Source organism: Thetidibacter halocola (assembly GCF_018224955.1).
GTDB classification, from domain to species: Bacteria; Pseudomonadota; Alphaproteobacteria; order Rhodobacterales; family Rhodobacteraceae; genus Thetidibacter; species Thetidibacter halocola.
The window spans coordinates 156363-180089 of the sequence record NZ_JAGTUU010000006.1 but is presented as its reverse complement, the minus strand read 5'-3'; the positions used below and the strand labels follow the sequence as shown (position 1 = coordinate 180089).

24 protein-coding genes are annotated in these 23727 nt (G+C 66.6%); 11 read left to right on the top strand and 13 right to left on the bottom strand.

The window, feature by feature from the left end; all coding sequences use genetic code 11:
• Nucleotides 1-68 precede the first annotated feature (68 nt).
• The 3 genes from KB874_RS15615 to KB874_RS15605 all read right to left on the bottom strand — a co-directional run bounded on the left by KB874_RS15615 (nucleotide 69) and on the right by KB874_RS15605 (nucleotide 3306).
• Nucleotides 69-722 carry a YggS family pyridoxal phosphate-dependent enzyme gene (locus tag KB874_RS15615; protein ID WP_212537487.1) on the bottom strand — a complete coding sequence of 218 codons (654 nt, stop codon included), beginning with the start codon at nucleotides 720-722 and terminating at the stop codon, nucleotides 69-71.
• Complete coding sequence (locus tag KB874_RS15610) at nucleotides 713-2182, bottom strand: sulfotransferase family protein (RefSeq protein ID WP_212537486.1); 1470 nt, start codon at nucleotides 2180-2182, stop codon at nucleotides 713-715. Before KB874_RS15610 ends, KB874_RS15615 begins: the two co-directional genes overlap by 10 nt.
• A 95-nt stretch (nucleotides 2183-2277) precedes the next feature.
• A complete protein-coding gene (locus KB874_RS15605) occupies nucleotides 2278-3306 on the bottom strand; it encodes a porin (RefSeq protein WP_212537485.1) in 1029 nt (342 codons plus the stop codon).
• A 348-nt stretch (nucleotides 3307-3654) separates the two neighbouring features.
• On the opposite strand from KB874_RS15605, the gene KB874_RS15600 reads away from it, so the two are divergent.
• Nucleotides 3655-4179, top strand: coding sequence for a DUF3576 domain-containing protein (locus KB874_RS15600; RefSeq protein WP_212537484.1), 525 nt, complete (start codon nucleotides 3655-3657; stop codon nucleotides 4177-4179).
• Nucleotides 4180-4358: 179 nt separating this feature from the next.
• Here KB874_RS15600 and KB874_RS15595 read toward each other — a convergent pair whose 3' ends face one another.
• A complete protein-coding gene (locus KB874_RS15595) occupies nucleotides 4359-5618 on the bottom strand; it encodes a glycosyltransferase (protein WP_212537483.1) in 1260 nt (419 codons plus the stop codon).
• Nucleotides 5619-5796: 178 nt separating this feature from the next.
• Between KB874_RS15595 and leuS the strand changes: the two genes are divergently transcribed.
• The 5 genes from leuS to KB874_RS15570 all read left to right on the top strand — a co-directional run bounded on the left by leuS (nucleotide 5797) and on the right by KB874_RS15570 (nucleotide 10980).
• Nucleotides 5797-8361, top strand: coding sequence for a leucine--tRNA ligase (gene leuS / locus KB874_RS15590; RefSeq protein ID WP_212537482.1), 2565 nt, complete (start codon nucleotides 5797-5799; stop codon nucleotides 8359-8361).
• Nucleotides 8362-8371: 10 nt separating this feature from the next.
• On the top strand, nucleotides 8372-8842 hold the full coding sequence (gene lptE / locus KB874_RS15585) for an LPS assembly lipoprotein LptE (RefSeq protein WP_249200540.1): 471 nt from the start codon (nucleotides 8372-8374) through the stop codon (nucleotides 8840-8842).
• A complete protein-coding gene (gene holA, locus KB874_RS15580) occupies nucleotides 8839-9855 on the top strand; it encodes a DNA polymerase III subunit delta (RefSeq protein ID WP_212537480.1) in 1017 nt (338 codons plus the stop codon). The genes lptE and holA overlap by 4 nt, the downstream gene beginning before the upstream one ends.
• A gap of 8 nt (nucleotides 9856-9863) precedes the next feature.
• Nucleotides 9864-10451 carry a glutathione S-transferase family protein gene (locus tag KB874_RS15575; RefSeq protein WP_212537479.1) on the top strand — a complete coding sequence of 196 codons (588 nt, stop codon included), beginning with the start codon at nucleotides 9864-9866 and terminating at the stop codon, nucleotides 10449-10451.
• A gap of 88 nt (nucleotides 10452-10539) precedes the next feature.
• Nucleotides 10540-10980 (top strand): EF-hand domain-containing protein, encoded by a 441-nt coding sequence (locus KB874_RS15570; RefSeq protein ID WP_212537478.1) that lies wholly within the window; start codon nucleotides 10540-10542, stop codon nucleotides 10978-10980.
• 42 nt (nucleotides 10981-11022) lie between these two features.
• Here the strand turns inward: KB874_RS15570 and pheT are convergent, their stop codons facing one another.
• The 3 genes from pheT to pheS all read right to left on the bottom strand — a co-directional run bounded on the left by pheT (nucleotide 11023) and on the right by pheS (nucleotide 15675).
• On the bottom strand, nucleotides 11023-13428 hold the full coding sequence (gene pheT, locus KB874_RS15565) for a phenylalanine--tRNA ligase subunit beta (protein WP_212537477.1): 2406 nt from the start codon (nucleotides 13426-13428) through the stop codon (nucleotides 11023-11025).
• Nucleotides 13429-13508: 80 nt separating this feature from the next.
• Nucleotides 13509-14270, bottom strand: coding sequence for an SDR family oxidoreductase (locus tag KB874_RS15560; protein ID WP_212537476.1), 762 nt, complete (start codon nucleotides 14268-14270; stop codon nucleotides 13509-13511).
• A gap of 334 nt (nucleotides 14271-14604) precedes the next feature.
• Nucleotides 14605-15675, bottom strand: coding sequence for a phenylalanine--tRNA ligase subunit alpha (gene pheS / locus KB874_RS15555; RefSeq protein ID WP_212537475.1), 1071 nt, complete (start codon nucleotides 15673-15675; stop codon nucleotides 14605-14607).
• A 122-nt stretch (nucleotides 15676-15797) separates the two neighbouring features.
• On the opposite strand from pheS, the gene KB874_RS15550 reads away from it, so the two are divergent.
• Together KB874_RS15550 and KB874_RS15545 are read left to right on the top strand one after the other, a co-directional pair.
• Nucleotides 15798-16472: an SGNH/GDSL hydrolase family protein gene (locus KB874_RS15550; protein WP_212537474.1), complete on the top strand. Its 675-nt coding sequence runs from the start codon at nucleotides 15798-15800 to the stop codon at nucleotides 16470-16472.
• Nucleotides 16473-16609: 137 nt separating this feature from the next.
• On the top strand, nucleotides 16610-16801 hold the full coding sequence (locus tag KB874_RS15545) for a YMGG-like glycine zipper-containing protein (RefSeq protein WP_212537473.1): 192 nt from the start codon (nucleotides 16610-16612) through the stop codon (nucleotides 16799-16801).
• Nucleotides 16802-16885: 84 nt separating this feature from the next.
• Here KB874_RS15545 and rplT read toward each other — a convergent pair whose 3' ends face one another.
• The 4 genes from rplT to pyk form a co-directional block, all read right to left on the bottom strand.
• The gene (gene rplT, locus KB874_RS15540; protein ID WP_212537472.1) at nucleotides 16886-17251 is read right to left on the bottom strand and encodes a 50S ribosomal protein L20; all 366 of its coding nucleotides are present in this window, start codon (nucleotides 17249-17251) and stop codon (nucleotides 16886-16888) included.
• A 15-nt stretch (nucleotides 17252-17266) separates the two neighbouring features.
• Nucleotides 17267-17467, bottom strand: a complete 201-nt coding sequence (gene rpmI / locus KB874_RS15535) for a 50S ribosomal protein L35 (protein WP_212537471.1) — start codon at nucleotides 17465-17467, stop codon at nucleotides 17267-17269.
• Between the two features lie 111 nt (nucleotides 17468-17578).
• Nucleotides 17579-17803 (bottom strand): hypothetical protein, encoded by a 225-nt coding sequence (locus KB874_RS15530; protein WP_212537470.1) that lies wholly within the window; start codon nucleotides 17801-17803, stop codon nucleotides 17579-17581.
• Nucleotides 17804-17877: 74 nt separating this feature from the next.
• Entirely contained in the window at nucleotides 17878-19323 is a 1446-nt protein-coding gene (gene pyk / locus KB874_RS15525) for a pyruvate kinase (RefSeq protein ID WP_212537469.1), read from the bottom strand.
• Between the two features lie 141 nt (nucleotides 19324-19464).
• On the opposite strand from pyk, the gene KB874_RS15520 reads away from it, so the two are divergent.
• Nucleotides 19465-20202 carry an N-formylglutamate amidohydrolase gene (locus KB874_RS15520; protein ID WP_212537468.1) on the top strand — a complete coding sequence of 246 codons (738 nt, stop codon included), beginning with the start codon at nucleotides 19465-19467 and terminating at the stop codon, nucleotides 20200-20202.
• 13 nt (nucleotides 20203-20215) lie between these two features.
• The gene (locus KB874_RS15515; protein ID WP_212537467.1) at nucleotides 20216-20530 is read left to right on the top strand and encodes a DUF1244 domain-containing protein; all 315 of its coding nucleotides are present in this window, start codon (nucleotides 20216-20218) and stop codon (nucleotides 20528-20530) included.
• Between the two features lie 48 nt (nucleotides 20531-20578).
• Here KB874_RS15515 and KB874_RS15510 read toward each other — a convergent pair whose 3' ends face one another.
• Together KB874_RS15510 and KB874_RS15505 are read right to left on the bottom strand one after the other, a co-directional pair.
• On the bottom strand, nucleotides 20579-20920 hold the full coding sequence (locus KB874_RS15510; RefSeq protein WP_212537466.1) for a carboxymuconolactone decarboxylase family protein: 342 nt from the start codon (nucleotides 20918-20920) through the stop codon (nucleotides 20579-20581).
• A 161-nt stretch (nucleotides 20921-21081) separates the two neighbouring features.
• Nucleotides 21082-22776 carry an acyl-CoA dehydrogenase family protein gene (locus KB874_RS15505; protein ID WP_212537465.1) on the bottom strand — a complete coding sequence of 565 codons (1695 nt, stop codon included), beginning with the start codon at nucleotides 22774-22776 and terminating at the stop codon, nucleotides 21082-21084.
• 183 nt (nucleotides 22777-22959) lie between these two features.
• On the opposite strand from KB874_RS15505, the gene KB874_RS15500 reads away from it, so the two are divergent.
• On the top strand, nucleotides 22960-23724 hold the full coding sequence (locus tag KB874_RS15500) for a sulfite exporter TauE/SafE family protein (protein WP_212537464.1): 765 nt from the start codon (nucleotides 22960-22962) through the stop codon (nucleotides 23722-23724).
• Nucleotides 23725-23727: the final 3 nt, after the last annotated feature.

Genomic DNA, 23727 nt, shown 5'->3' with positions numbered 1-23727 from the left:
CTGGCCTTATGCCGCGCGCAATCTGGACCGACGCAAATCTCGTCGACGAGGTTTTCCGCCCTCCCCCGTCAATGCGTGGTCCGCTCGCCGAAGATGGCCGAGCCGACCCGCACATGGGTTGCACCCAGGGCGATGGCCTGCTCGAAATCGCTGCTCATGCCCATCGACAGGCCCGCCAAACCGTTGCGTTCCGCGATCTTCGCCAGCAGGGCAAAATGCAGCGAGGGCGTCTCCTCGACCGGTGGGATGCACATCAGGCCGCGGACGGGAAGGTCGAGCGCGCGGCATTCCGCGACAAAGGCATCCGCCTCGGCGGGCATCACGCCGGCCTTCTGGTCTTCCTCGCCGGTGTTCACCTGGATGAACAGGTCGGGGCACTGGCCCATCTCCTGTGCGAGCCGCGCGATCGTGCTGGCCAGTTTCGGCCGGTCGACCGAGTGGATCGCGTCGAACAGTTCCATCGCCTGCCGGGCCTTGTTGGTCTGCAAGGGGCCGATCAGGTGCACCGACACGCTGTCATAGCGCTCCATGAAGGCGGGCCACTTGCCCGCAGCCTCCTGCACGCGGTTCTCGCCGAACAGGCGATGGCCCTGGTCCAGAACCGCCTCGACCCGCTCCAGCGGCTGTACCTTGGAGACGGCGATCAGGTGCACGTCCTGCGGGTTGCGCCCGGCCTCGCGGCAGGCCTTTTCGATGCGGTTGCGGATCTCGGTCAGTCCCACGGTTCGTCTCCCCAGGCGTCGATGAAGGGTTGCAGTTGCGCCTCGAACTTGCGCCAGGCTTCGCGTCGGCCGGCATGAATCGGCTGGCGCACCTGCGCGACGCTGAGTGTCCGCACGGCGCCGCCGCGTTCGTGAAAGCTGAGGCAGGCGTCCTGCCAGTCAAGGCCCGCGGCAGCGATCAGGGCGCGGGCCCGCGGTTCGGGATCGGCCACCAGGTCCTCGTACCGGACCTCGTGCAGCGCGCCCGGCATGCGGTCGCGCCAATGCGCGACGCTGCGGCGAAAGCGTTTGATCTCGTCCGCGATGTCGGCGAGGTCGTTGGAATAGCGGTGCGTGCCCAGCCGGAAGGGTGTCTTGTAGATCGACAGGGCAATGTCGCGAGGGTCGCGGTGGACGATGACGATCCGCGCGCCGGGCAGCGCGCGGCGCACCAGCCCGAAGATCATGTGCGTCTGGATCGACTTGTCTGTGATAACGCCCGCCGTCGCCTGCGTGTCGCGGCGGGCCAGCCCCAGGTAATCGGCGGCATAATGCACCAGGTCGGCGCGACCCAGATCGCGCAGCGGCGTCACGCGCCCACCCTTGACGAAATGGCGGAAGGCGAGACGCAGCGCGTGACCCATCTCACCCCCGGCGCGGGCAGTGTCGTGGCTGGCGACGATCTGTTCCACCAGCGTCGTGCCGGATCGCGGCATCCCTACCACGAAGACCGGGCGCAGCGGCGCGGGATCGTCGGGCGGGGTCAGGTCGGCGCCATCCTGCGCGTCCAGGAAGGCCCGCCATTCCGCCTCGCGCGCCGCGCGGTCATGCGGCGCCAGTTTGGCCTGGATCGCGTTGGCGCGGTTCAGCAGGGGAAAGACCCGGTCGAGGTCGCCCGCGTCCTCGGCCGCCTTGGCAAGGGCAAATCCCAGTTCCATGCGCGCACCGTCGGGCAGGGTCTTGTCGGCCCAGGCCTTTTGCATCTGGCGCAGCAAGGGGTCGCCCTTGGGCAGTTTCTTGGTGGCGAGGAACATGCGATAAAGCGAGCCCTCGTTTGGATGCTTGCGGATCAGCTTGCGGAACAGCGCCTCGGCCTCGTCGAAGCGGCCGAGCGTTTGCAGGTAATGCGCCTTGTCCGCCTGTGCGCCGATCTCGCGCGGGGCCAGCGCGATGGCGGCATCATAGGCGGCAAGCGCGCGGTCTGGCTGGCCCAGTTGGCCGCAGCGTTGCGCCAGCAGCATCCGTGCCTTTGCGCTGTCGGGCAGAAGTGCGACGGCCTGGTCGAGCGCCGACAGGCAACCCTCGGCATCGCCGGTCTCGAACGCGATATGGGACAGGAAGATCAGGGATTCCGCGTGGCGGGGCGCGGCCTTGAGCACGGCGGCAAAGGCGTCGCGCGCGGCGTCGAAATCCTGCGCGTCATACAGCGCCTTGGCGCGGGCGACGCGCGCCGGCAGGTCGGGGCGGGCAAGGGGAAGCATCGGGGATCCTCCTGCGCGCGGGGTAAACAATCGGACCGCAAAAGAAAAGGGTGGGCACGAGGCCCACCCTTCCCTTTGCCATGTGGCAGTCGTTATCAGAACGACATGTACAGGCCGAGCGACCAGGTGTCGGTCGTGTTGTTCGGGCCGGCCGGATCGGTGGAGCCATAGCCCAGCTGAGCCGAGAGGCCGCCGCCGAGGTCATAGGACGCTGCCAGGCCGAAACCGGTGGTGGTGTTGTTGGCACCGGCCGGATCGACTTCGCCGTAGTTCAGGCCGACGGCGATTGCGTTCATCTCGTAGCCCACACCGATGTTCCATGCGGAGATGGTGTTGTTGGCGCCGACCGGGTCCAGCTCGGCGAACTGCATGCCGACCGAGAAGCCGTTTGCGAAGCCGGCGGTTGCACCCAGAGCCATCACGTCTGCAACGTCTTCCAGGGTCTGGTAGCCGATGCCTGCGGTCACGGACACGCCGTTGAAGTCACCCGAGTAGCCGAAGCCGATGCCCCAGATGGTGTCGCCGATGTCTTCGCCGGCGTCCTTGATGCCGTTTGCGTTGACGTCGATGAAGGCGTCGGAGCCGTTGTTGACCTGCTCGACGGAGACCGACGCGGTGAAGCCCGAGTAGGTGTAGTCGAAGCGAGCGATCTGGCCCGGGTCTGCTTCACCGGCAAGGCCGGTACCGATCACGCCGCCAGCGCCGTCGTGGCTGAAGCCAGCGATGCCGTCATTGTGCAGGAATGCGCCGTGGGTGGTCTGGTCGTCGTTCAGCGAAGCGCCGGCCAGGTTCATTTCCGGAACGACCTTGTCCAGGGCGCCATCGGTGTCGCCCATTTCGAGACGTGCGCCGCCGTATGCGACGAAGTAGGTCACGCCGCCGTCATCGGAGTTGTTGGCACCAGCGTTGGCTGCTTCGTCCAGGTCGACATAGGCGCCGAACTTCAGGCCGTTGTCGGCTTCGCCGGTCATGTTGAAGTCGACGTCGACGTCCGTGAAGAACTGTGCGTCGCCGTTGCCGTTGTCGAAGATACCGATTTCGGCCCAACCTTTGATCTGCACTTCTGCAGAGGCGATGCCTGCGGTTGCAACCAGTGCGGTGGTCGCGAACAGAATCTTTTTCATTGTTTCCCTCATGTGTTCAAAGGCACGTACCAATCCGGGCACGCCGGACTTGATGCGCTTTCTATGCGCCCGGCTGACCGGCCTTCGCAACCCCTTCGGATTTTCGTTCGTTACACCGGTTTCCAGTGATGCGCATTTGCCACAAAGCAGTGGGCGGGGCGGGCAATCCCGCGGAAATCCGCCGTTTAACAGGGGAAAGCGCTGCGCGGCGGGGATGTCGGGCAGCGGCCCGGCCCGTCCGGCGGCATGCGAATCTCTCTGCGGGCGCGTGTCGGGACAAACGCCTTGCCGCGCCAGTGCGCCCCGTTTATGCAGAGGCAAGGTCAAACGACGGGGCAGGAGGCTGTCATGCACGCAAGGCGCATCGTTCTGGGAATCGGATTGTCCCTGGCTCTGCTGGCGCAGGCCGGCTGCGGCCTGTTCCCGAACCGGGCCGACCGGGCACCTGTCGACACGCCTTCGGCCGAGGAGATCCTCGACGACATCCGGCAGCAGAGGAACCCCAGCTATCGCACGGCCGCGCAGGGCGGCACCACGATCTGGGACGCGCTGCGCCCGCGCGGCGATCAGGGCCAGGTGGGGGCGGTCAACAAGTACATCTGGAACGCCGCGCTCGAGACGCTGGATTTCCTTCCCGTCGAATCCGTTGATCCCTTCAGCGGGGTCATTACCACGGGCTACGGCACCCCGCCCGGCGGCGGGCAGTCCTATCGCGCGACGATCCTGGTCAATGATCCGGCGCTTGACGCGCGCTCGCTCAACGTGGCGCTGATGACGCGCTCGGGCCCGGCCCCCGCGGCCACGGTGCGCGCGGTCGAGGATGCGATCCTGACCCGCGCGCGGCAGCTGCGCGCACGCGACAGCCGTCTTTGATCGGGTCCGCCTGACGGCGCTCGGCCCGGCCTGCGGGCCGGACCATCGCCCCGCCTGCCGTCCCGCTCGTAGCGTCTTGCACTCTGGTGACGTCAAGCATTCTGCAGGTTGTGCGGGGCAAGGGTTGCGCAGCAGGTTCGACGCGCAATTTTGAACGAACTCAGTAATCTAAAGGACGCTCAGTCACGCGGCGGCCGAGCCTCGAGCGTGCCCAGGCGTTCCACCCAGTTCAGATGCTGCGGCAGGCAGACCGATTGCAGGTCGTATTTCTGCCGCACGAAGTCTCGGGCATTTGCGCCCAGCCGCTTGCGCGTGGCCTCGTCGTCGAGCAGCGCGCATAGCCGGTCGACCAGCGCCTCGCGGTCGAAGAAATCGACCATCCAGCCGGTCTCGTCCTCGGTCAGAACCTCGCGCACGGGTTCGGTGCCGCTGGCCAGGATCGCGCATTCGGCAGCCATCGATTCCAGCAACGACCAGGACAGGACGAAGGGATAGGTCAGGTAGACATGCGCCCGGCTGACCTGGATCATCGACAGGTACTTGTCGTAGGGCACCCGGCCGAGGAAATGCACCCGGCTCCAGTGCGGCGTGGGAATCCGTCCGCGCACCTCGTCGATGAAGATCTGCTTCCAGGTCTGGCCCTTGGGCGCCTTGGCACCGTAGCTCACCTCGTCGCCGCCGATCAGCACCACGTGTGCGTCCTTGCGGCGTTTCAGGATCTCGGGCAGCGCCCGCATGAAAACGTGGTAGCCGCGATAGGGTTCGAGATTGCGGTTGATGAAGGTGATGACCTCGTCGTCGCGGGTCAGGGTCAGGTCGTCGCTGATCTGCAACCTCGCATCCGGGTTCGGGCGGCAGAGATCGGTATCGACCCCGTCATGCGCCACGGTGATCCGATCCTGCCAGTGGTCGGGAAAGGTCGATGCCTGGAACCGCGTGGGCGAGATTCCGGCATCCATGACCTCTTCGTGCAGGCGGTTGTTGAGGTTCTTCATCCGGATGCGCAGGGCATCGGCCTCGGCGTTCCGCGTCGGGAACTCGGGGTCGAAATTGATGAAACTGTCGGTGGTCAGGTGATAGAGTTCACAATAGAGGCCCATGCGCGCCTTGGGCCAGATGTCCTTCAGGAACATCGACTCGCCCCAGCCATGATGGGCGCAGATCACGTCCGGCTCGAACCCCTGCGCCTTGAGCGCCTGCGCGCCGCGGTAACAAGAGGTGGCGCGCAGGATCTTGGTCTCGAAATCCGCGAGCCAGGGATGGATGTTCGGCGTGCTGGCGCCCTTGATCTCATACGGCACGATCTGCACGCCCTGCCATTGCGCGGGCTGCTTCACCTTGCAGGTCAGCGCGACCACCTGATGCCCCTGTTTCACCAGCGCCGGGGCCAGATGCTTGTATTGTCCGGGGAAATTCTGGTGGATGAGAAGAATTTTCATGTCTGCGCTGCCCTGAATGCCGTTTTTCCCCTTTTGACACGGGCAAGGCGTCAGGCCAATGGTCTTGCGCCCAGGGTGCGGATCGTCGTTGAAATGCGGGCCCGCGCGCCGCCGCACTGGACGATTCCGCGCATGCGGCCTATCACGCCCGGCAACACGTCTGACCCGAGGAACCGAGATGTCCCGTTACGACCCCGCCGCCATCGAACCGAAATGGCAAGCCGCCTGGGAAGAGGCGCAGACCTTCAAGGCCGTCCGGTCTGACGACAAGCCCAAGTATTACGTGCTGGAGATGTTCCCGTATCCGTCGGGTCGCATCCATATCGGGCACGTGCGCAATTACACGATGGGCGACGTGATCGCGCGCTACAAGCTGTCGAACGGGTTCAACGTGTTGCACCCGATGGGCTTCGACGCCTTCGGGATGCCGGCGGAAAATGCGGCGATGGCCAGCGGCGGGCATCCGAAGGACTGGACCTACTCCAACATCGAAACCATGGTGGGCCAGATGAAGCCGCTGGGCTTCGGCCTCGACTGGTCGCGCATGTTCGCCACTTGCGACCCGGAATATTACGGCCAGCAGCAGGCGCTGTTTCTCGACTTCCTCGAAAAGGGCCTGGTCTACCGCAAGAACGCGGTGGTGAACTGGGACCCGGTCGACATGACCGTGCTGGCGAACGAGCAGGTGATCGACGGCAAGGGCTGGCGGTCCGGCGCCGAAGTGGAACGGCGCGAGCTGACCCAGTGGTTCTTCAAGATCTCCGATTACTCGGCAGAACTGCTCGAGGCTCTGGATGGGCTGGATGACTGGCCTGCCAAGGTCAAGCTGATGCAGGCCAACTGGATCGGCCAGTCGCGCGGGTTGCAATTCGCGTTCTCGACGGTGGACGGTCCCAGCGGATTTGACCGGATCGAGGTCTACACCACCCGGCCCGACACGCTGATGGGGGCGAGTTTCGTCGGCATCTCGCCGGATCACCCGCTGGCCCGCGCGCTGGAGCGCGAGAGCGAGGACGTGGCTGAGTTCTGCGCCCGCGCGCGCAAGGGCGGCACCACCGAAGAGGCGCTTGAAAAGGCCGAAAAGCTGGGCTTTGACACCGGGATCACGGTACGCCATCCCTTTGACACGGCGTGGGAATTGCCGGTCTACATCGCCAACTTCATCCTTATGGACTACGGCACCGGCGCGATCTTTGGCTGCCCGGCGCATGACCAGCGCGACCTCGATTTCGCGCGCAAGTATGACCTGCCGGTGCTGTCCACCTTTGTGCCCCTGTCGGGCGAGCATGCGCTGCCCGAGGACAGCGGCATCGCCTATGTCCCGCCGAAGTCGGAAAAGGTCCGCTGGACCCGCGCCTTCGACTGGACCGAGGAGGCCACGGGCGACGAGGCGATCGAGGCCGCCATCGGCTTTTGCGAGAAGAACGGCGTGGGGCAGGGCGTGACCAAGTTCCGCCTGCGCGACTGGGGCCTCAGCCGCCAGCGCTACTGGGGCTGCCCGATCCCGGTGGTGCATTGCGCCGCCTGCGGCGTGGTGCCGGAGAAGAAGGAAAACCTGCCCGTCCGCCTGCCGGACGACGTGACGTTCGACGTGCCGGGCAACCCGCTGGACCGTCACCCGACCTGGCGCGACTGCACCTGCCCGAAATGCGGGGCGCCTGCGAAACGCGAAACCGACACGATGGACACTTTCGTGGACTCGTCGTGGTATTTCGCGCGCTTCACCGCGCCCCATGCCGCGACGCCGACGGACATGGCCGAGGCCGAATACTGGATGAACGTCGACCAGTATATCGGCGGGATCGAGCACGCGATCCTGCACCTGCTCTATTCCCGCTTCTTCGCGCGGGCGATGAACATCTGCGGTCATCTGCCCGCGAAATCGCGCGAGCCGTTCGATGCGCTGTTCACCCAAGGCATGGTGACTCATGCGATCTACCAGACGAAGGACGCGAACGGCCGGCCCGTCTATCACTATCCCGAGGACGTGGAGCTGCGCGACGGCAAGGGGTTCCTGAAGGACGGGACCGAGGTCGAGATCATCCCCTCGGCCAAGATGTCGAAGTCCAAGAACAACGTCGTCGACCCGGTGAAGATCATCGAGACCTACGGCGCCGACACCGCGCGCTGGTTCGTCTTGTCCGACTCGCCCCCGGAACGGGACGTGGAATGGACCGCCGCCGGCGCCGAGGCCGCGAACCGGCACCTGGGCCGGGTTTGGCGCCTCTGCGCCGAGATCGCCGAAAGCGACGCGCCCTCGACCAACGAGGATGAACCGCTGCTGCGGGAGATGCACAAGGCGATCCACGACGTGACGATGGGGGTGGACAGCTTCGGCTTCAATGCGGCCATCGCCAAGCTCTATGCCTTCACCAACGCGCTGTCGAAATCCCGCGCGGGGGCGGATGCGAAACGGCAGGCGGCGCGGGTGCTGGCGCAACTCATGTCGCCGATGACCCCGCACCTCGCCGAGGATTGCTGGCAGATGCTGGGCGGCGAGGGGCTGATCGCCAACGCGCCCTGGCCCAAGGCCGACCCCGCCATGCTGGTCGAGGACACGGTCGTTCTGCCGATCCAGGTCAACGGCAAGCGCCGGGGCGAGATCGAGGTGCCGCGTGACCTGTCCAAGGAAGAGGTTGAAAAGCGGGTGCTGACGCATGAAGCTGTGGTCAAGCTGCTCGAAGGTGGGCAGCCCAAGAAGCTGATCGTGGTGCCGGGGCGAATCGTGAATGTGGTGGTCTGACAGGCGGGGAATGATCGCAGGCCTGCTGGCGGCGGCAACGCTGCCTGCCTGCGGTTTCGCGCCGGTCTACGGGCCGGGCGGCGCGGGCAACCGCCTGATGGGGCGCATCGCGGTGGACGCGCCCGAGACGCCCGTGGCCTACCTGTTCAACCGCCGGTTCGAGGAACGAATGGGCGGGCGGGGGGCTACATCGCCCTACCGCCTGTCGGTGCGGATCGAGACGGACCGCCAGGAGCTTGGCACGACAAGCGTCGGTAATATCACGCGCTACCGCCTGATCGGGCGTGTGTTCTATACGCTGCGCGACCAGACCGGCACGGTCCTGACCGAGGGGCGCACCAACGCCTTTACCGGCTATTCCACCACCGGGTCCACCGTGGCCACGCTGGCCTCTGAACGCGATGCGCGCGACCGGCTGATGACGCTGCTGGCCGACCAGGTGATCGACCAGTTGATCCTGTCCGCGCCGGACTTCCCGTGAAACTTTCAGCCCGCGACCTGACCGGCTTTATCCAGCGCCCCGACCCGAAGATGGCGGGTGTGCTGCTCTATGGCGAGGACACGATGCGGGTCGCGCTGAAACGGCAGGACCTGGTCAAGGCGATCTGCGGCCCGAACGCCGAAGAGGAAATGCGCCTGACCCGCATCCTCGGTGCCGACCTGCGCCGCGACCCGGCGCAGGTCTTGGACGCGGTCAAGGCCGTGGGCTTTTTCCCCGGTCCGCGCGTTGTGCTGGTGGACGAGGCGAACAACACCGCCACCGATGCGCTGGCCCCCGCCTTGCAGGACTGGCGCGAGGGTGACGCACAGATCGTCGTCACCGCCGGCGCGCTGCAAAAGACCGCCTCGCTGCGCAAGCTGTTCGAGGGGACGCGGAATGCCTGCGCCGCCGCGCTTTTCAACGATCCGCCTGGCCGGGCCGAGATCGAGGCGGATCTGAAACACGCGGGGCTGCGCGATGTCAGCCGCGACGCGATGGGCGCGCTCGAGGTTCTGGCGCGCAGCCTGACGCCGGGCGACCTGCGCCAGACGATCGAGAAGATCGGCCTCTACAAGCACGGCGACGCAGCGCCACTGACCCCGGACGAGGTGGCGCTGATGGCCCCTGCCTCTGTCGAGGCCGAGATCGACGACGTTTTCGACATCGTGGCCGAGGGACGTCTGACGGAAATGGCCCCGGTGATGCAGCGGCTGGAGGCGCAGGGTGTCGCGCCGGTCACGCTGCTCATCATGGCGATGCGCCATTTCCGCACGCTCTACGCTCTGTCCTCGGCGCCGGGTGGCGGCGGTCAGGCGGTGCGCGTCTTCGGCCCGCGCCGCGACCGCCTGATGCGGCAGGCCGAGCGCTGGCGCACCGAGCGGCTGGAAGAGGCGCTGATGCAACTGATGGATACTGACCTGGCGCTGCGCTCGGCCGGGCAGAAGGCCCCTGCGATGGCGCTGGTCGAACGCGCCTTCGTGCGCCTTGCAGTTCTCGCGACGCGACAGGGATAGGAGAGATCATGTCGTATACCGTCTATGGCACCGTCAACAGCCGGGCCTTCCGCGTGCTCTGGATGCTGGAAGAGCTGGGCCAGCCCTACGAGCTGGTGAAGGCCGGGCCGCAATCGCCCGAGATCCGCGCAGTCTCGCCGCTGGGCAAGGTGCCGGTCCTGGTGGTCGACGGTGTGGTGATTCCCGACAGCATGGCGATCCTCGCCTTTCTCGCCGATCGTCATGGCGCGATGACCTATCCGGCCGGCACGGTTGAACGTGCCCGGCAGGACGCGTGGTCCTATCGCATCCTCGACGAGATCGAGTCGCTGCTCTGGACCGCGTCCAAGCACACGTTCGTCCTGCCCGAGGACGAGCGCGTGCCCGACGTCAAACCCGCCTGCCGCGCCGAGTATGAGCGCAACCTGACCCGCATCATGGCCGAGGCAGAGGGGCCCTTCCTGATGGGTGAGACGATGACCGTGCCGGACATCCTGCTGGCGCATTGCGGCGGCTGGGCAAGGGCGGCCAAGTTTCCCGACGGACCCGAGGCATTTGGCGACTACCTGAAGCGGTTGCGCGGCCGCGAGGCGTTCAAGGCGGCCGCCGCGCGCTGAGCCGCGCGCCTGCGTCACCCTGCCGCGACGGAACGGCCGCAGAGTGGCGTATTACATGCGTAAATCGGAATACGAAAGGAAACACCCGATGATACGCATGACTCTCGCCCTGATCCTGCTCGCCGCGCCTGCTTTTGCCCAGCAGGGCAATCCCGGCGCGCATTTCGTCGAGAACTGGGATCTGGACGCCGACGGGCAGGTGACCGTCGAAGAAGCGACCGAACGCCGGGGCGACGTGTTCCTGACCTTCGACGCGAACGAGGACGGGTTCCTGGATGCCGATGAATACGTCCTGTTCGACGAGGCCCGCGCCAACGACATGGCCGACAACGGCGGTGCCCAGGGCCACGGCGGCAAGGGCATGATGAATGCCGCCAACGGCATGAAGCTGGACGTCAACGACATGGACGGCGACGGCAAGGTGAGCCGGGACGAGTTCCTGACCCAGGCTGCGACCTGGATCGCCGGCATGGACCGGAACGGTGATGGCGTCGTGACGACCGACGATTTCGGTCCGATGAAGAGCTGACCGGACTGAACGCAGGGCGGGGTGATCCCCGCCCTTTCGTTGTCAGCCGCGCAGCACGCCGCCCGTGGCCTTGCCGACCTTCTCGACGATCTTGGCGGCCACCGCCTCGATATCCTGTTCCTTCAGGGTCTTGTCACGCGGTTGCAGGCGCACGGTGATGGCGAGGGACTTCTTGCCGTCGCCCAGCGACCCGCCGACGAACTCGTCGAACACCCGCACATCCTCGATCAGGGCCTTGTCCGCGCCCGCCGCGGCGTTCACCAGGTCCAGCGCCTGCACCTGCGCATCGACGACAAAGGCGAAATCGCGCTCGACTGCCTGAAGGTCGCTGATGTCCAGCGCGCCGCGCGACGCGCCGGCATTGCGCGGCAGCGGCACCTCGGCGGGCCAGAGGACAAAGGCGACGGCCGGTCCCTTGACGTCCAGCGCGCGCAGCACCTTGGGATGCAGCTCGCCGAAGACGCCCATGACCTTCTTTGGGCCAAGGCAGAAACGCCCATGCCGCCCCGGATGCCACCAGCCCTCGGCGCCGCGCAGGATCTGCATTCTTGCGGGCGCACCGATGGACGACAGAACCGCCTCGGCATCGGCCTTGGCGTCGTAAAGGTCGACGGGCCGCGATCCGCCATGCACGTCCTTCGGCCCGGTGCGGCCGACGAGGATCCCCGCCGCCTGCAAGCCCTGCTCGCCCGGCTCGCCGCCACTGAACGCCGCGCCGACTTCGAACAGCGCCAGGTCCATGAAGCCGCGCGCCTGGTTGCGCGCCGCCGCCTGCAACAGGCCCGGCAGCAGCGAGGGGCGCATGTGGCTCATCTCCGAGCTGATCGGGTTGGCCAGCATCGTCGCATCGTCGCCGCCGCCGAACAGCGCCGCCGCGTCCTTGTCGATGAAGCTGTAGGTGACGCATTCGTTGTAGCCCAGCGCCGCGATGGTGCGCCGCGCGATCTGCTCGCGTTTCTGGATCGGCGACAGGATCGGGCGGGGCACACCTGCCGTTGCACGCGCCAGCGGCTGGCCCTCGAGCTTGGTCAGAGAGGCGATGCGTGCCACTTCCTCGACCAGGTCGGATTCGCCCTGGATGTCGGGCCGCCAGGACGGCACATGCGCCATGTCCCCTTCCATGCGGAATCCCAGCGCGGTCAGCGTCTGGCGCTGCGTCGATTCCGGGATCGCCATGCCAACCAGAGAGATCACCCGCTGCGCGTCCAGCCGGTAGGCGCGGCTGACATCCGGCGCCTTGCCCGCGACCACGGCATTCGACGGCTCGCCCCCGCACAGGTCGAGGATCATCTGGGTCGCATCGTCCAGCGCCTGCCGGTTATAGGCCGGGTCGATCCCGCGTTCGTTGCGATAGCGCGCATCCGAGTTGATCTTGAGCGCGCGGCCGGTGTGGGCGATCTGGATGTTGTCCCAATAGGCCGCTTCGAGGAACACGTTCACCGTCTCCTCCGTGCAGCCGGTGTGCAGCCCACCCATGATGCCGCCGATGCTCTCGATGCTCTCGGCGTCCGAGATCACCACCTGCCCGTCGCTGAACGTGTAGGTCTTGTCGTCCAGGCCGACCAGCGTCTGACCCGCCTGCGCGCGGTGGATGCGCAGACCCCCACCCTTGACCTTGTCGGCGTCGAAGACGTGCAGCGGGCGGTTGCGGTCATAGGTGAAGAAGTTGGTGATATCGACCAACGCCGAGATCGGCCGCAGCCCGATGGCGCGCAGCCGGTCCTGCAACCACCTGGGCGAGGGCCCGTTCGTAACGCCTTGGATCAGCCGCCCGGCGAAGACGTGGCAACCACCCTCGCCCTGCGTGTCCTCATCGATGGTGACGGTCATCGGGCAGGTGAACTGGCCCTCGATCTCGTGCTTGTGCATGGGTTTCAGCCTGCCGAGGCCGCGCGCCGCGAGGTCGCGCGCAATGCCATGCACGCCCAGCGCGTCGGGGCGGTTGGGCGTGATGGCGATCTCGATCACCGGATCGACACGGGCGGGGTCATGCAACGCCAGCCAGTCGATGAACCGCTCGCCCACCTCGCCCGAGGGCAGCTCGATGATGCCGTCATGCTCGTCCGACAGTTCCAGCTCGCGTTCCGAGGCCATCATGCCGTGGCTTTCCACGCCCCGGATGTTTCCCACCGACAGGGTCACGTCGATGCCGGGCACGTAGTCGCCCGGCTTGGCCAGGACCACGGTGATCCCCGCCCGCGCATTGGGCGCACCGCAGACGATCTGCCTGTCGCCCTCGTCGGTTTCCACCGTGCAGACGCGCAACCGGTCGGCGTCGGGGTGCTGTTCGGCATGCTTGACGCGGGCCAGCGTGAAGGGCGCAAGTTTCGCGGCCGGGTTTTCCACCCCTTCGACCTCGAGGCCAAGGTCGGTCAGCGCCTCGGCGATCTCATCGACCGTGGCGGTGGTGTCGAGATGCTCTTTCAGCCAGGAGAGGGTGAATTTCATCGGCCAGGCCCTTCGTCGGAATTCCGGTTCGCGCGGGAGATAGCCCAAAGCGCGGGCAGGGAAAAGGCCGCTGACGCGCCTTACGGGTCAGGGTTCACCGTGTGGCCGTCGACCGCGATGATCTGCCCCGAGACACGGGCTGCGCCGGGGGAGGCGAGGAACACCGCCATCGCGGCCACGTCCTGCGCGGTGACGAAGGTCTTCATCGAGACACCCGCCGCGTAGCCTGCGGCGATGGCCTCGGGCGTGGTGCCCTTGGCGGCGGCCTCGCGCGCGATAACGCCCGCCATGCGCGGCCCCTCGACCGACCCGGGGGCGATCACGTTGGCGCGGATGCCATGCGGCCCGGCCTCCATCGCGACGGTCTTCATCAGCCCGTTCACCGCCCATTTGGCAGCGGCATACGGCGAGCGGTAGGGAAAGCCATAAAGCCCGGCGGTCGAACTGGTAAAGACGATGGCACCGTGCCCTGCTTCCTTCATCAGCGGTAGCGCGCCCTTGCAGGCGAGGAACGCACCTTCGAGATTGACGCCGACGCAGGTGCGGAAGTCTTCGAGGGTCTGATCCTCGAGCAGCGCGGTTTTCCCCGCGATGCCCGCATTGGCGCAAAGCGTGTCCAGCCGCCCCCAGTCGGCGCGGATGCGGTGGAACAGAGCGGCCATCTGGTCGAGGTCGGCCACGTCGACCTGTTCGCGCCGCCACGTCTCGGGGCAGGCGTTCAGGGCCGTTTCGTCGCGGTCGACGATCCAGACGGCATGGCCCGCCGCCTCGAAGGCGGAGGCCATTACATGACCTATGCCCGAGGCGCCTGCGGTGATGAGAACGGTGGGCGGCTGGGTCATGGCGGGGCTTTTCCGGGTGGTTTCGCCTGACCCTAGGGTGTTGCCCGTGCCGGTGTCCAGCCAGAGCCTTCCGCGCGGAATCAAGGGGCGTCAGCCCCGCCGCGCGAGCGCCCGACCTCCCCCCGGGAGGCTGATTGCACAGCTTACGCCGGGGTTGAACGCCAAGGCGCGGAATCAAGGGCCGCAGGCCCGCCGCGCATCGCAGACGCGCCCCCACGCGGCTGCGATCTGGCTGCCGTTGGCGCGACGTTCGGCAGATAAACGGATCTGGCTAGCATAAAGCGCTGCCGTTCGCCGGTCCCGATCGCAACCGCGCGCGTCTGCGATGCGCGGCTTAGCGCGACAACCCACCATGCAGCGTCGGCACGTCCAGCGATGCGAACCCGTAATGCCGCAGCCAGCGCAGGTCGGAGTCGAAGAAGGCGCGCAGGTCGGGGATGCCGTATTTCAGCATGGCGATCCGGTCGATCCCCATGCCGAAGGCAAAGCCCTGCCACTCGTCCGGGTTCACGCCCGCCGCCGACAGCACCTTGGGGTGCACCATGCCCGAGCCCAGCACTTCCAGCCAGTCATTGCCCTCGCCGACCTTCACCGTGCCGTCTTCCCACGAGCACTGGATGTCGACCTCGGCCGAGGGCTCGGTGAAGGGGAAGTGCGAGGCGCGGAAGCGGGTTTTGACGTTCGTGCCGAAATAGGCCGAGAAGAACTCTTCCAGTACCCATTTCAGGTTCGCCATGCTGATCTCGCGGTCGATGGCCAGGCCTTCGACCTGGTGGAACATCGGCGTGTGCGTCTGGTCGTAGTCCGCGCGATAGACGCGGCCCGGCGCGATGATCCGGCAGGGCGCGCCGTGCTGCTCCATGTGCCTGATTTGGACCGGCGAGGTATGGGTGCGCAGCACGTGCGGCGGACGATTGTCGCCCTCGGCGCGGTGCATGTAGAACGTGTCCATCTCGGCCCGTGCGGGGTGATGGCCGGGGATGTTCAGCGCGTCGAAGTTGTACCAGTCGGAATCGATCTGCGGCCCCTCGGCCACGGAAAAGCCCATGTCGGCGAAGATCGCCGTGACCTCCTCCATCACCTGGGAGACGGGGTGGATCGTGCCCTGGCGGCGCGGACGGCCCGGCAGCGTCACGTCCAGCCATTCGGTCTTGAGCCGTTCGTCCAGCGCTGCATCGGCCAGCGCGGCCTTCTTGGCCGACAGCGCGCTGTTGATCTCGTCCTTCAGCGCGTTCAGCGCGGGGCCCGCCGTCTGGCGCTCCTCGGGCGACATCTTGCCCAGCTCGCGCATCATCAGGCTGATCTCGCCCTTCTTGCCCAGCGAGGCGACGCGCAGATCTTCGAGCCCGGCCTCGTCCGAGGCCTTGCCGATCAGGTCGAGATACTTGGTGCGCAGGTCTTCCATGGCGTGATCCCCGATTGCTGCCCGGCTGGGGTTTAGTGGCGGTGCGAGGGCTTTGCAACAGGCCCGCTTGATCCGCGCGCGGGGCGGGCCACCTTTTGTCCTGTGCGACACGGGAGGATGCGATGCGGGCGTGGATCGGGGTTCTGATGCTGGTGCTGCTGGCCGCCTGCGGGCGCGGCGTGCCGCAGGATGCGCGGATCGTGGTCGCCGGGGATTCGGTGATGGCCTGGAACCGGGTTCAGGGCGGGTCCGTGGCGCATGTGCTGTCGCAGACGCTGGGCGAACCGGTGGGCGACGTTTCTCTGCCTTTTGCCCGGGTGACGGGTGGGCGCACGGGTGCGCTGGACATCACGCAGCAGGTCGAGGGGCTGCAAGCCGAATGGGTCGTGCTGAACGGCGGCGCGAACGACCTGCGCGCGGCCTGCAGCTGCACCGGCTGTGATGCGATGCTGAACCGGCTGATCGCGTCCGACGGGCGGACGGGTGCCATTCCGGCGATGGTGGGCGATCTGCGGGCGCGGGGGGCCAAGGTGCTCTGGGCCGATTACTACACTTCGCCGCGCTTTGCCGGGACCGCCTGTGTCGGCCCCTATGACACGCTCAAGGCGCGGCTGGCGCGGCTGGCGGCGCTGGATCCCGGGGTGGTGCTGGTGGACATGGGCGACGTGATCCCGTCGTCGGACCTGTCTCTGTTCGATGGTGACCGGCTGCATCCCTCGGCCAAGGGCTCTGCCCGGATCGCGGCGCTGATCGCGGGACGTCTAAGGCAGGCGGACCCGGCGCGGTTCCGGGACTGAACCACGGCATCCGAGCATCGCGCCTTTCCGCCTACGGTGCGAAGCATCGTCGGGGCGATTGATGCGGATCATATCCTGTGGTCTAGATATTGGTGCAGGCTGGCTCATCCACCCTAGGTTCTGAAGGAGAAATGAACATGCGAAAACTGGTCGCCCTCTCAGTGGCACTCTCGGCATTCGGACTGTCCGCTTGCATCCGGGCCGATTCCGATCTGGACCGCGCCCTTGTCGGCGCCGCCATCGGCTGCGCGGCAGGTGAAGTCCTGGTCGACGGACGTTGCGTCGAAGGTGCCATCGTCGGCGCGGGCGTCGGTGTCCTGACCAACTAGGCGCCTGCTGCGCGTCGCAAACCGAAGAACGAAAAACGCCGCCCCGAGGGGCGGCGTTCTTGTTCCTGGGCCTGGAAGCAATGCTTACGCGGCCAGTGCGCCCTTTGCCTGGTCGACGATCGCGCCGAAGGCGGCGGGCTCGTGCACGGCCAGGTCGGCCAGAACCTTGCGGTCCACTTCGATGCCGGCCTTGTTCAGACCGTCGATGAAGCGCGAATAGGTCAGCGATTCGTCATGCGAACGGACGGCAGCGTTGATCCGCTGGATCCACAGCGCGCGGAAGTTGCGCTTGCGGTTCTTGCGGTCGCGGGTTGCATACTGGTTGGCCTTGTCGACGGCCTGCGCTGCCACCTTGAAGGTGTTCTTGCGGCGGCCATAGTAACCCTTGGCTGCCTTGATGATCTTCTTGTGGCGCGCGTGCGTGACGGTTCCGCCTTTGACTCGGGACATATCAGAACCTCCTGATCAGCGGTCGTAGGGCATATAGCCCTTGACGATCTTGGCGTCGGGGGCCGACATCGTCGTCGTGCCGCGCGCGTCGCGGATGAATTTCTTGGTGCGCTTGATCATGCCGTGGCGCTTGCCGGCCTGAGCGGTGATGACCTTTCCGGTCGCGCTCATCTTGAAGCGCTTCTTGGCGCTCGACTTGGTCTTCATCTTGGGCATTTCGACTCTCCGTCAGTTGGCGCGACTCGGCATGCCACATCGGCCGGCCGCGCGGTTGGAGCGTGCGCTATAGGGGGGAACGCCCGGTTTGACAAGCAGAAAGGCCGGGCCTCAGTTGATCAGGCCGCCGACGACCCGGAAGAAGACTGTGGGCACCTCGCTCAGCGTGTATCCACCGGGTTTCTGGTTGATCGCGTAGACCATGAGCCCGCCCGCCGCGATGGCCACGACGGCCGCGATGCGCGGTGCCCGACCATCCGACAGGGCCGAGACCATCGACGGAACCGCCAGAACCGCCAGCACCAAGCCGGTGACAAGGAGGACATCCGGAGACATGCGCAATACCCCAACCCTGATAATATGGGAGGAATCCTACGCTTGGCGGGGCCGGGAATCAAACCGCGCGCGGATTATTCCGGGTCGGTGCGGTATATCAGCCGCTCGTCGCAGGGTGCCACGCGCAGGATGTTGGTTGTGCCAGGGATGTTGAAGGGCACGCCGGCGGTGACGACGATTTGGTCGCCCTCGGTGGCAAAGCCACCGGCACGGGCGGCGCGAGCGGCATTGACGACCGCCTGCTTGAACCGCTCGAGATCGCCGGTCATCACGCAATAGGTGCCCCAGATCAGCGACAGGCGCCGCGCCGCGCCGCGCGATGAGGTCATGGCGATGATCGGCACGCGCGGCCGTTCCCGCGCCACCAGCGAGGCCGTGGTGCCCGACGAGGTAAAGCAGCAAATAGCCTTGATGTTCGTCGTCTCGGCGATCTCGCGCGCGGCCGCCACGATCCCGTCGGCGACGGTGTGGCGCACGGCCTGGCGCGAGGCCTCGATGATCTCGGTATAGGTCGGGTCGCTTTCGACCTCGCGGGCGACGTTGTCCATCGTGGTCACGGCCTCGATCGGATACTGGCCGGCGGCGGATTCTGCCGACAGCATGATCGCGTCGGTGCCCTCGTAGATCGCGGTGGCGACGTCGCTGACCTCGGCCCGGGTCGGCATCGGGCTTTCGATCATCGACTCCAGCATCTGGGTGGCGACGATCACCGGCTTGGCGGCGGCGCGGCACTTGCGCACCAGGCGCTTCTGGATCGGCGGCACGTTCTGCACGGGCAGTTCCACGCCCAGGTCGCCCCGCGCCACCATGATCCCGTCCGAGACGGCGAGGATTTCCTCGAAGGCGCGCACCGCGGCGGGTTTCTCGATCTTGGACAGGATCGCGGCGCGGCCTGCGGTCAGCTGGCGCGCCTCCTCGACATCGGCGGCGCGCTGCACGAAGGACAGCGCCAGCCAGTCGACGCCCAGGGCGCAGACATACTCCAGGTCCTTGCGATCCTTGTCCGACAAGGCGGCCAGAGGCAGCACCACGTCGGGCACGTTCACGCCCTTGCGATTCGAGATCGTGCCGCCGATGACGACCGTGCAATTCGCGTGATCCTCGGCGCATTCCTCGACCCGCAGGCGAATCTTGCCGTCATTGACCAGCAGGTGCGATCCCGGTTCCAGCGCGGCGAAGATTTCCGGGTGCGGCAGGTTCACCCGCTGATGCGTGCCGGGCGCCGGGTCCAGGTCGAGGCGAAAGGGCTCGCCCCATTCCAACTCTTCCGAACCGTTGACGAACTCACCCACCCGCAGCTTGGGCCCTTGCAGGTCGGCGAGGATGGCGATGGGGCTGTCCAGGTCCTTTTCCACCTGCCGGATGATCCGGTGGCGTTCGGCGATCTCGTCATGCGTGCCGTGGCTCATGTTCAGGCGGAACACGTCGGCGCCTGCCTCGTGCAGGGCGCGGATCATCTCGTAGCTGGACGAGGCGGGGCCGAGCGTGGCCACGATCTTGACTTTGCGTTCGCGTTTCATTCCTGTCCCTCTCATGTCGGCGCAGCGATCCGTGTTACCGCTAACGGCGTTAGTCACGGCTGGTAGCACGCGGGATGCGATGCCGCAATTCCCTTTGACCCGCCCCTTGCCTATCTGTTGCAGAGAGGAGATGACGGGCGCATGACATACACCCCCTATACCATTCACGGCGAAGCGCGACAGGGCCGATGGCTGATCACCTGCGATCATGCGTCAAATTGCGTGCCGCCGGACCTGGGCGGGACGCTGGGCCTGCCGGATGCCGACATGGCGCGGCACATCGCCTTTGACGTGGGCGCGCGGGGCGTCGCGCTGGCACTGGGCGAGGCGCTGGGGGCGCCGGTGCTCTGCTCGGAATTCTCGCGGCTGGTCATCGACCCGAACCGCGGAGAGGACGACCCGACGCTGCTGATGAAGCTGTATGACGGCTCGATCATCCCCGGCAACCGCGCTGCGGACGCCGTCGAAACGGAACGCCGGCTGGAGGCCTACTACCGCCCCTATCACGCCGCGCTGGAACGGCTGGCCGGGCGGCGCGACGATATCGTGATCGTGTCTGTGCACTCTTACACGCGGCAACTGCGCGGGCGGCCGACCCGGCCTTGGCATGTCGGTGTCCTGCATGCCTGGGACGCGCGCCTGTCCGATCCGCTGATCGCCGCGCTGGAGGCCGAACCCGACCTCGTGGTGGGGCGGAACGAACCCTATCCGGGGCATCTGCCCGGGGATGCGATCGACCGGCACGCGTTGAAGCATGGGCGTAACAACACGTTGATCGAAGTGCGCAACGACCTGATCGAGACGGAACAGGCGCAAGCCCATTGGGGGGCGCGGCTCGCCCCGCTGCTGGAGTGGGCGCTGGCGCAGGTCAAGGACTGAGAAGGAGAACGATATGGACGACCAGACCCGCATCGAACTGGAGGCCGCGGCCTTCCGCCGGTTGCAGAAGCACCTTCAGGAAGACCGTCCCGACGTGCAGAATATCGACCTGATGAACATGGCCGGGTTCTGCCGCAACTGCCTGAGCCGCTGGTATCAGGAGGCCGCGAACGAGCGCGGCATCGCGATGACCAAGGACGAGGGGCGCGAGATATTCTACGGCATGCCCTACGAGGCGTGGCGCGCGCAGAACCAGACAGAGGCCAGCGCTGACAAGCAGACGGCCTTTGAGGTGGCGTTCAAGGAGAACGTCACGGACAAGTCCTGACACCGGACAAGGGCGGGGGCGAGCCCCGCCCTGTGGTTCGGGCCGCGATCAGGCGTCGGCCGACAGTTCGTCATAGGCTGCCAGCGCCTTGGCGGCATACATCAGGCCCGGCCCGCCGGACATCTGGATCGCGGTGCCCAGTGCCTCGGACAGTTCCTCGCGCGTGACGCCGGCACGGATGCAGGCGCCCGCGTGGCTGATGATGCAATCCTCGCACCGCAGCGCCACCGCGATGCCAAGGGCGATCAGTTCCTTGGACTTGTGGCTAAGCGCGCCGTCGGCACTGGCGGCTTTTTCCATCGATACGAAGCCTGCGAACGTATCGGGGATCGCCTTGCGGAGGCCGCGCAGGTTGTTGCGGGTCTCGTCGAATTTTTCCTTGAAGGACATGGGATGCTCCTGAATTGCGTTGGCGTCTCAAGAGCATGAAGGCCGCGGCGCGGCCTTGATCGGGATCAAGGGGGCGCTGCCCCCGTCCGCCTGCGGCGGACTCCCCCGGAGTTTTCCGGGCAAGATGAACGGGCGGCCGGGTGCGCCGCCCCGTCATGCGATCAGTTGGCGCCCGAGAGCAGGCGTCGGGCGATGACCTGGGCCTGGATCTCGCCGGCGCCCTCGAAGATGTTGAGGATGCGCGCGTCGCAGAGGATGCGGGAGATCGTGTATTCCAGCGCAAAGCCGTTGCCGCCGTGGATCTGCAGCGCGTTGTCGGCGGCGGCCCAGGCGACGCGGGCGCCCAGCAGCTTGGCCATGCCGGCCTCGAGATCGCAGCGGCGGCCCTCGTCCTTTTCGCGGGCGCTGAAATAGGTCAGCTGGCGGGCCACCATGATCTCGACGGCCATCATGGCGAGCTTGCCCGACACGCGCGGGAAGGCGATGAGGGATTTTCCAAACTGCTTGCGGTCCTGGGCGTATTTCATGCCGACATCCAGCGCCGATTGCGCGACGCCGATGGCGCGGGCGGCGGTCTGGATGCGCGCGGACTCGAAGGTTTCCATCAGCTGCTTGAAACCCTTGCCGGTCTCGCCGCCCAGCAGGTTCTCGCCCTTGACCTTGAAGCCGTCGAAGGCGAGTTCGTATTCCTTCATGCCGCGATAGCCCAGCACCTCGATCTCGCCGCCGGTCATGCCGGGGGTCGGGAAGGGGTTTTCATCGGTGCCCGGGGTCTTTTCGGCGAGGAACATCGAGAGGCCGCGATAATCGCTGGTCTCGGGATCGGTGCGGGCCAGCAGCGTCATCACATGGGTGCGCGCGGCATGGGTGATCCAGGTCTTGTTGCCGGTCACGATCCAGTCGCCGTTCTCGTCCTGAACCGCGCGGGTGCGCAAGCTGCCGAGGTCAGAGCCGGTGTTGGGCTCGGTGAAGACCGCCGTGGGCAGGGTTTCACCCGAGGCGAGGCGGGGCAGCCATTTCTGCTTCTGTTCCTCGGTGCCGCCGGCGATGATGAGTTCTGCCGCGATCTCGCTGCGCGTGCCAAGGCTGCCCACGCCGATATAGCCGCGCGACAGTTCCTCGGAGACAACGCACATCGACGCCTTTGACAGGCCGAAGCCGCCGAATTCCTCGGGGATGGTCAGGCCGAAGACGCCCATCTCGGACAGTTCCTCGATCACCTCCATCGGGATCAGTTCGTCCTTGAGGTGCCATTCGTGGGCGAAGGGTTCGACCTTGTCGACGGCATAGCGGCGGAACTGCTCGCGGATCATCTCGAGCTCTTCGTCGAGGCCGGTGCGGCCGACGGTGATCTCGGCGGCGCGTTCCTCCATCAGCTCGACGAGGCGGGTGCGGGCTGCGGGGCTGTTGGCCTCGCGGATCAGCGTCGCGACCTCGGGGGTTTGCATGGCGGCGATCTCGGACGCGGAAAGGCCCATGTCATGCGGGCGCAGGATCTCGCCCTGGTTCATTGGGATGCCGCCCGCGACCTGACCCAGGTACTCGCCGAAGGCGATCTGGTGCAGCAGTTGCTCGACCTCGCCGAAATTCCCCTCGGCGTCCAGGCGTTCGGCCCAGTGCTGCATCTGGCGCAGCGATTCGACATAGGTGGCCAGCCAGGCCAGCCCGTGGACCGCGGTCTGGTTCGCCTCCATCGCGGCGTTGGACACCTTGCCGTCGATGCTGACCATGTCGCGGACATGCAGGCGGGCGGCCCCGAACAGGGTTTCCACCGGGGCGATGGCGGCGCCCGTCAGCGTCAGCAGGTCGGGCAGGATCGCGGTGGCGAGGCTCAGGTCTTGTCCGTCGTGGGGCATCGGAACGCTCCTTTGTCTGTGTCGAGGCCGGGGATAGCCACTTTGCAGTTGCAGCGCAACAAAAATACTTTTGACCACGGCGCATTGTTCAATAATTGCGTCATCGCCTTTTTGCGGTGCAGCGAGAACGAGGCAGCGCAGAAAGCGGTTTTCGCCGCGCGGCGGGCGCTATAGCCAGACAGGATGGAGCTTTTTCTAACCGAGACAAGTCCGGCAATCCTGCTGCTGGGACTGGGCGTGGCGCTGGTGGCGGGAGTCGTCAAGGGCCTCGTCGGCTTTGCCATGCCGATGATCCTGATTTCCGGGCTCAGCACCGTGCTGCCGCCCGACCAGGCGCTGGCCGGGCTGATCCTGCCGACCCTGGCCACCAACGGAATGCAGGCGCTGCGGCAGGGGTGGCGGGCTGCGGGCGACTCGGTCCGGCGGTTCCGGGTCTTCCTGGTGGCGATGACCGCCGCGCTGCTGGTTTCGGCGCAGCTGGTGGCGGTTCTGCCGGCGGACGTGCTGCTGCTGGCGATCGGCGGGCCGGTGGTGATCTTTGCCGCTTTGCAGTTGGCGGGCTGGCAGCCGCGCCTGCCCCAGGCCGACCGGCGGGTCGAGGCAGGGGTGGGCACATTCGCCGGGGCGGTGGGCGGAGTCTCTGGCGTCTGGGGGCCACCGACGGTGCTGTATCTGACCGCGCTAGGCACCGAAAAGACTGAGCAGATGCGCGTGCAGGGCGTCATTTACGGCATCGGCGCGGCGGTGCTGGTGGTTGCGCATTTGGGGTCGGGCGTGCTGAACGGGCAGACGGTCTGGCTGTCGGTGATCCTGCTGCCGCCGGCGGTTCTGGGCATGTGGCTGGGAGGCTTCGTGCAGGACCGGATCGACCAGCGTGCCTTTCGGCGGGCGACCTTGTTCGTTCTATGCGTCGTGGGGCTGAACCTGCTGCGCCGGGCGCTGTTCTGAGCG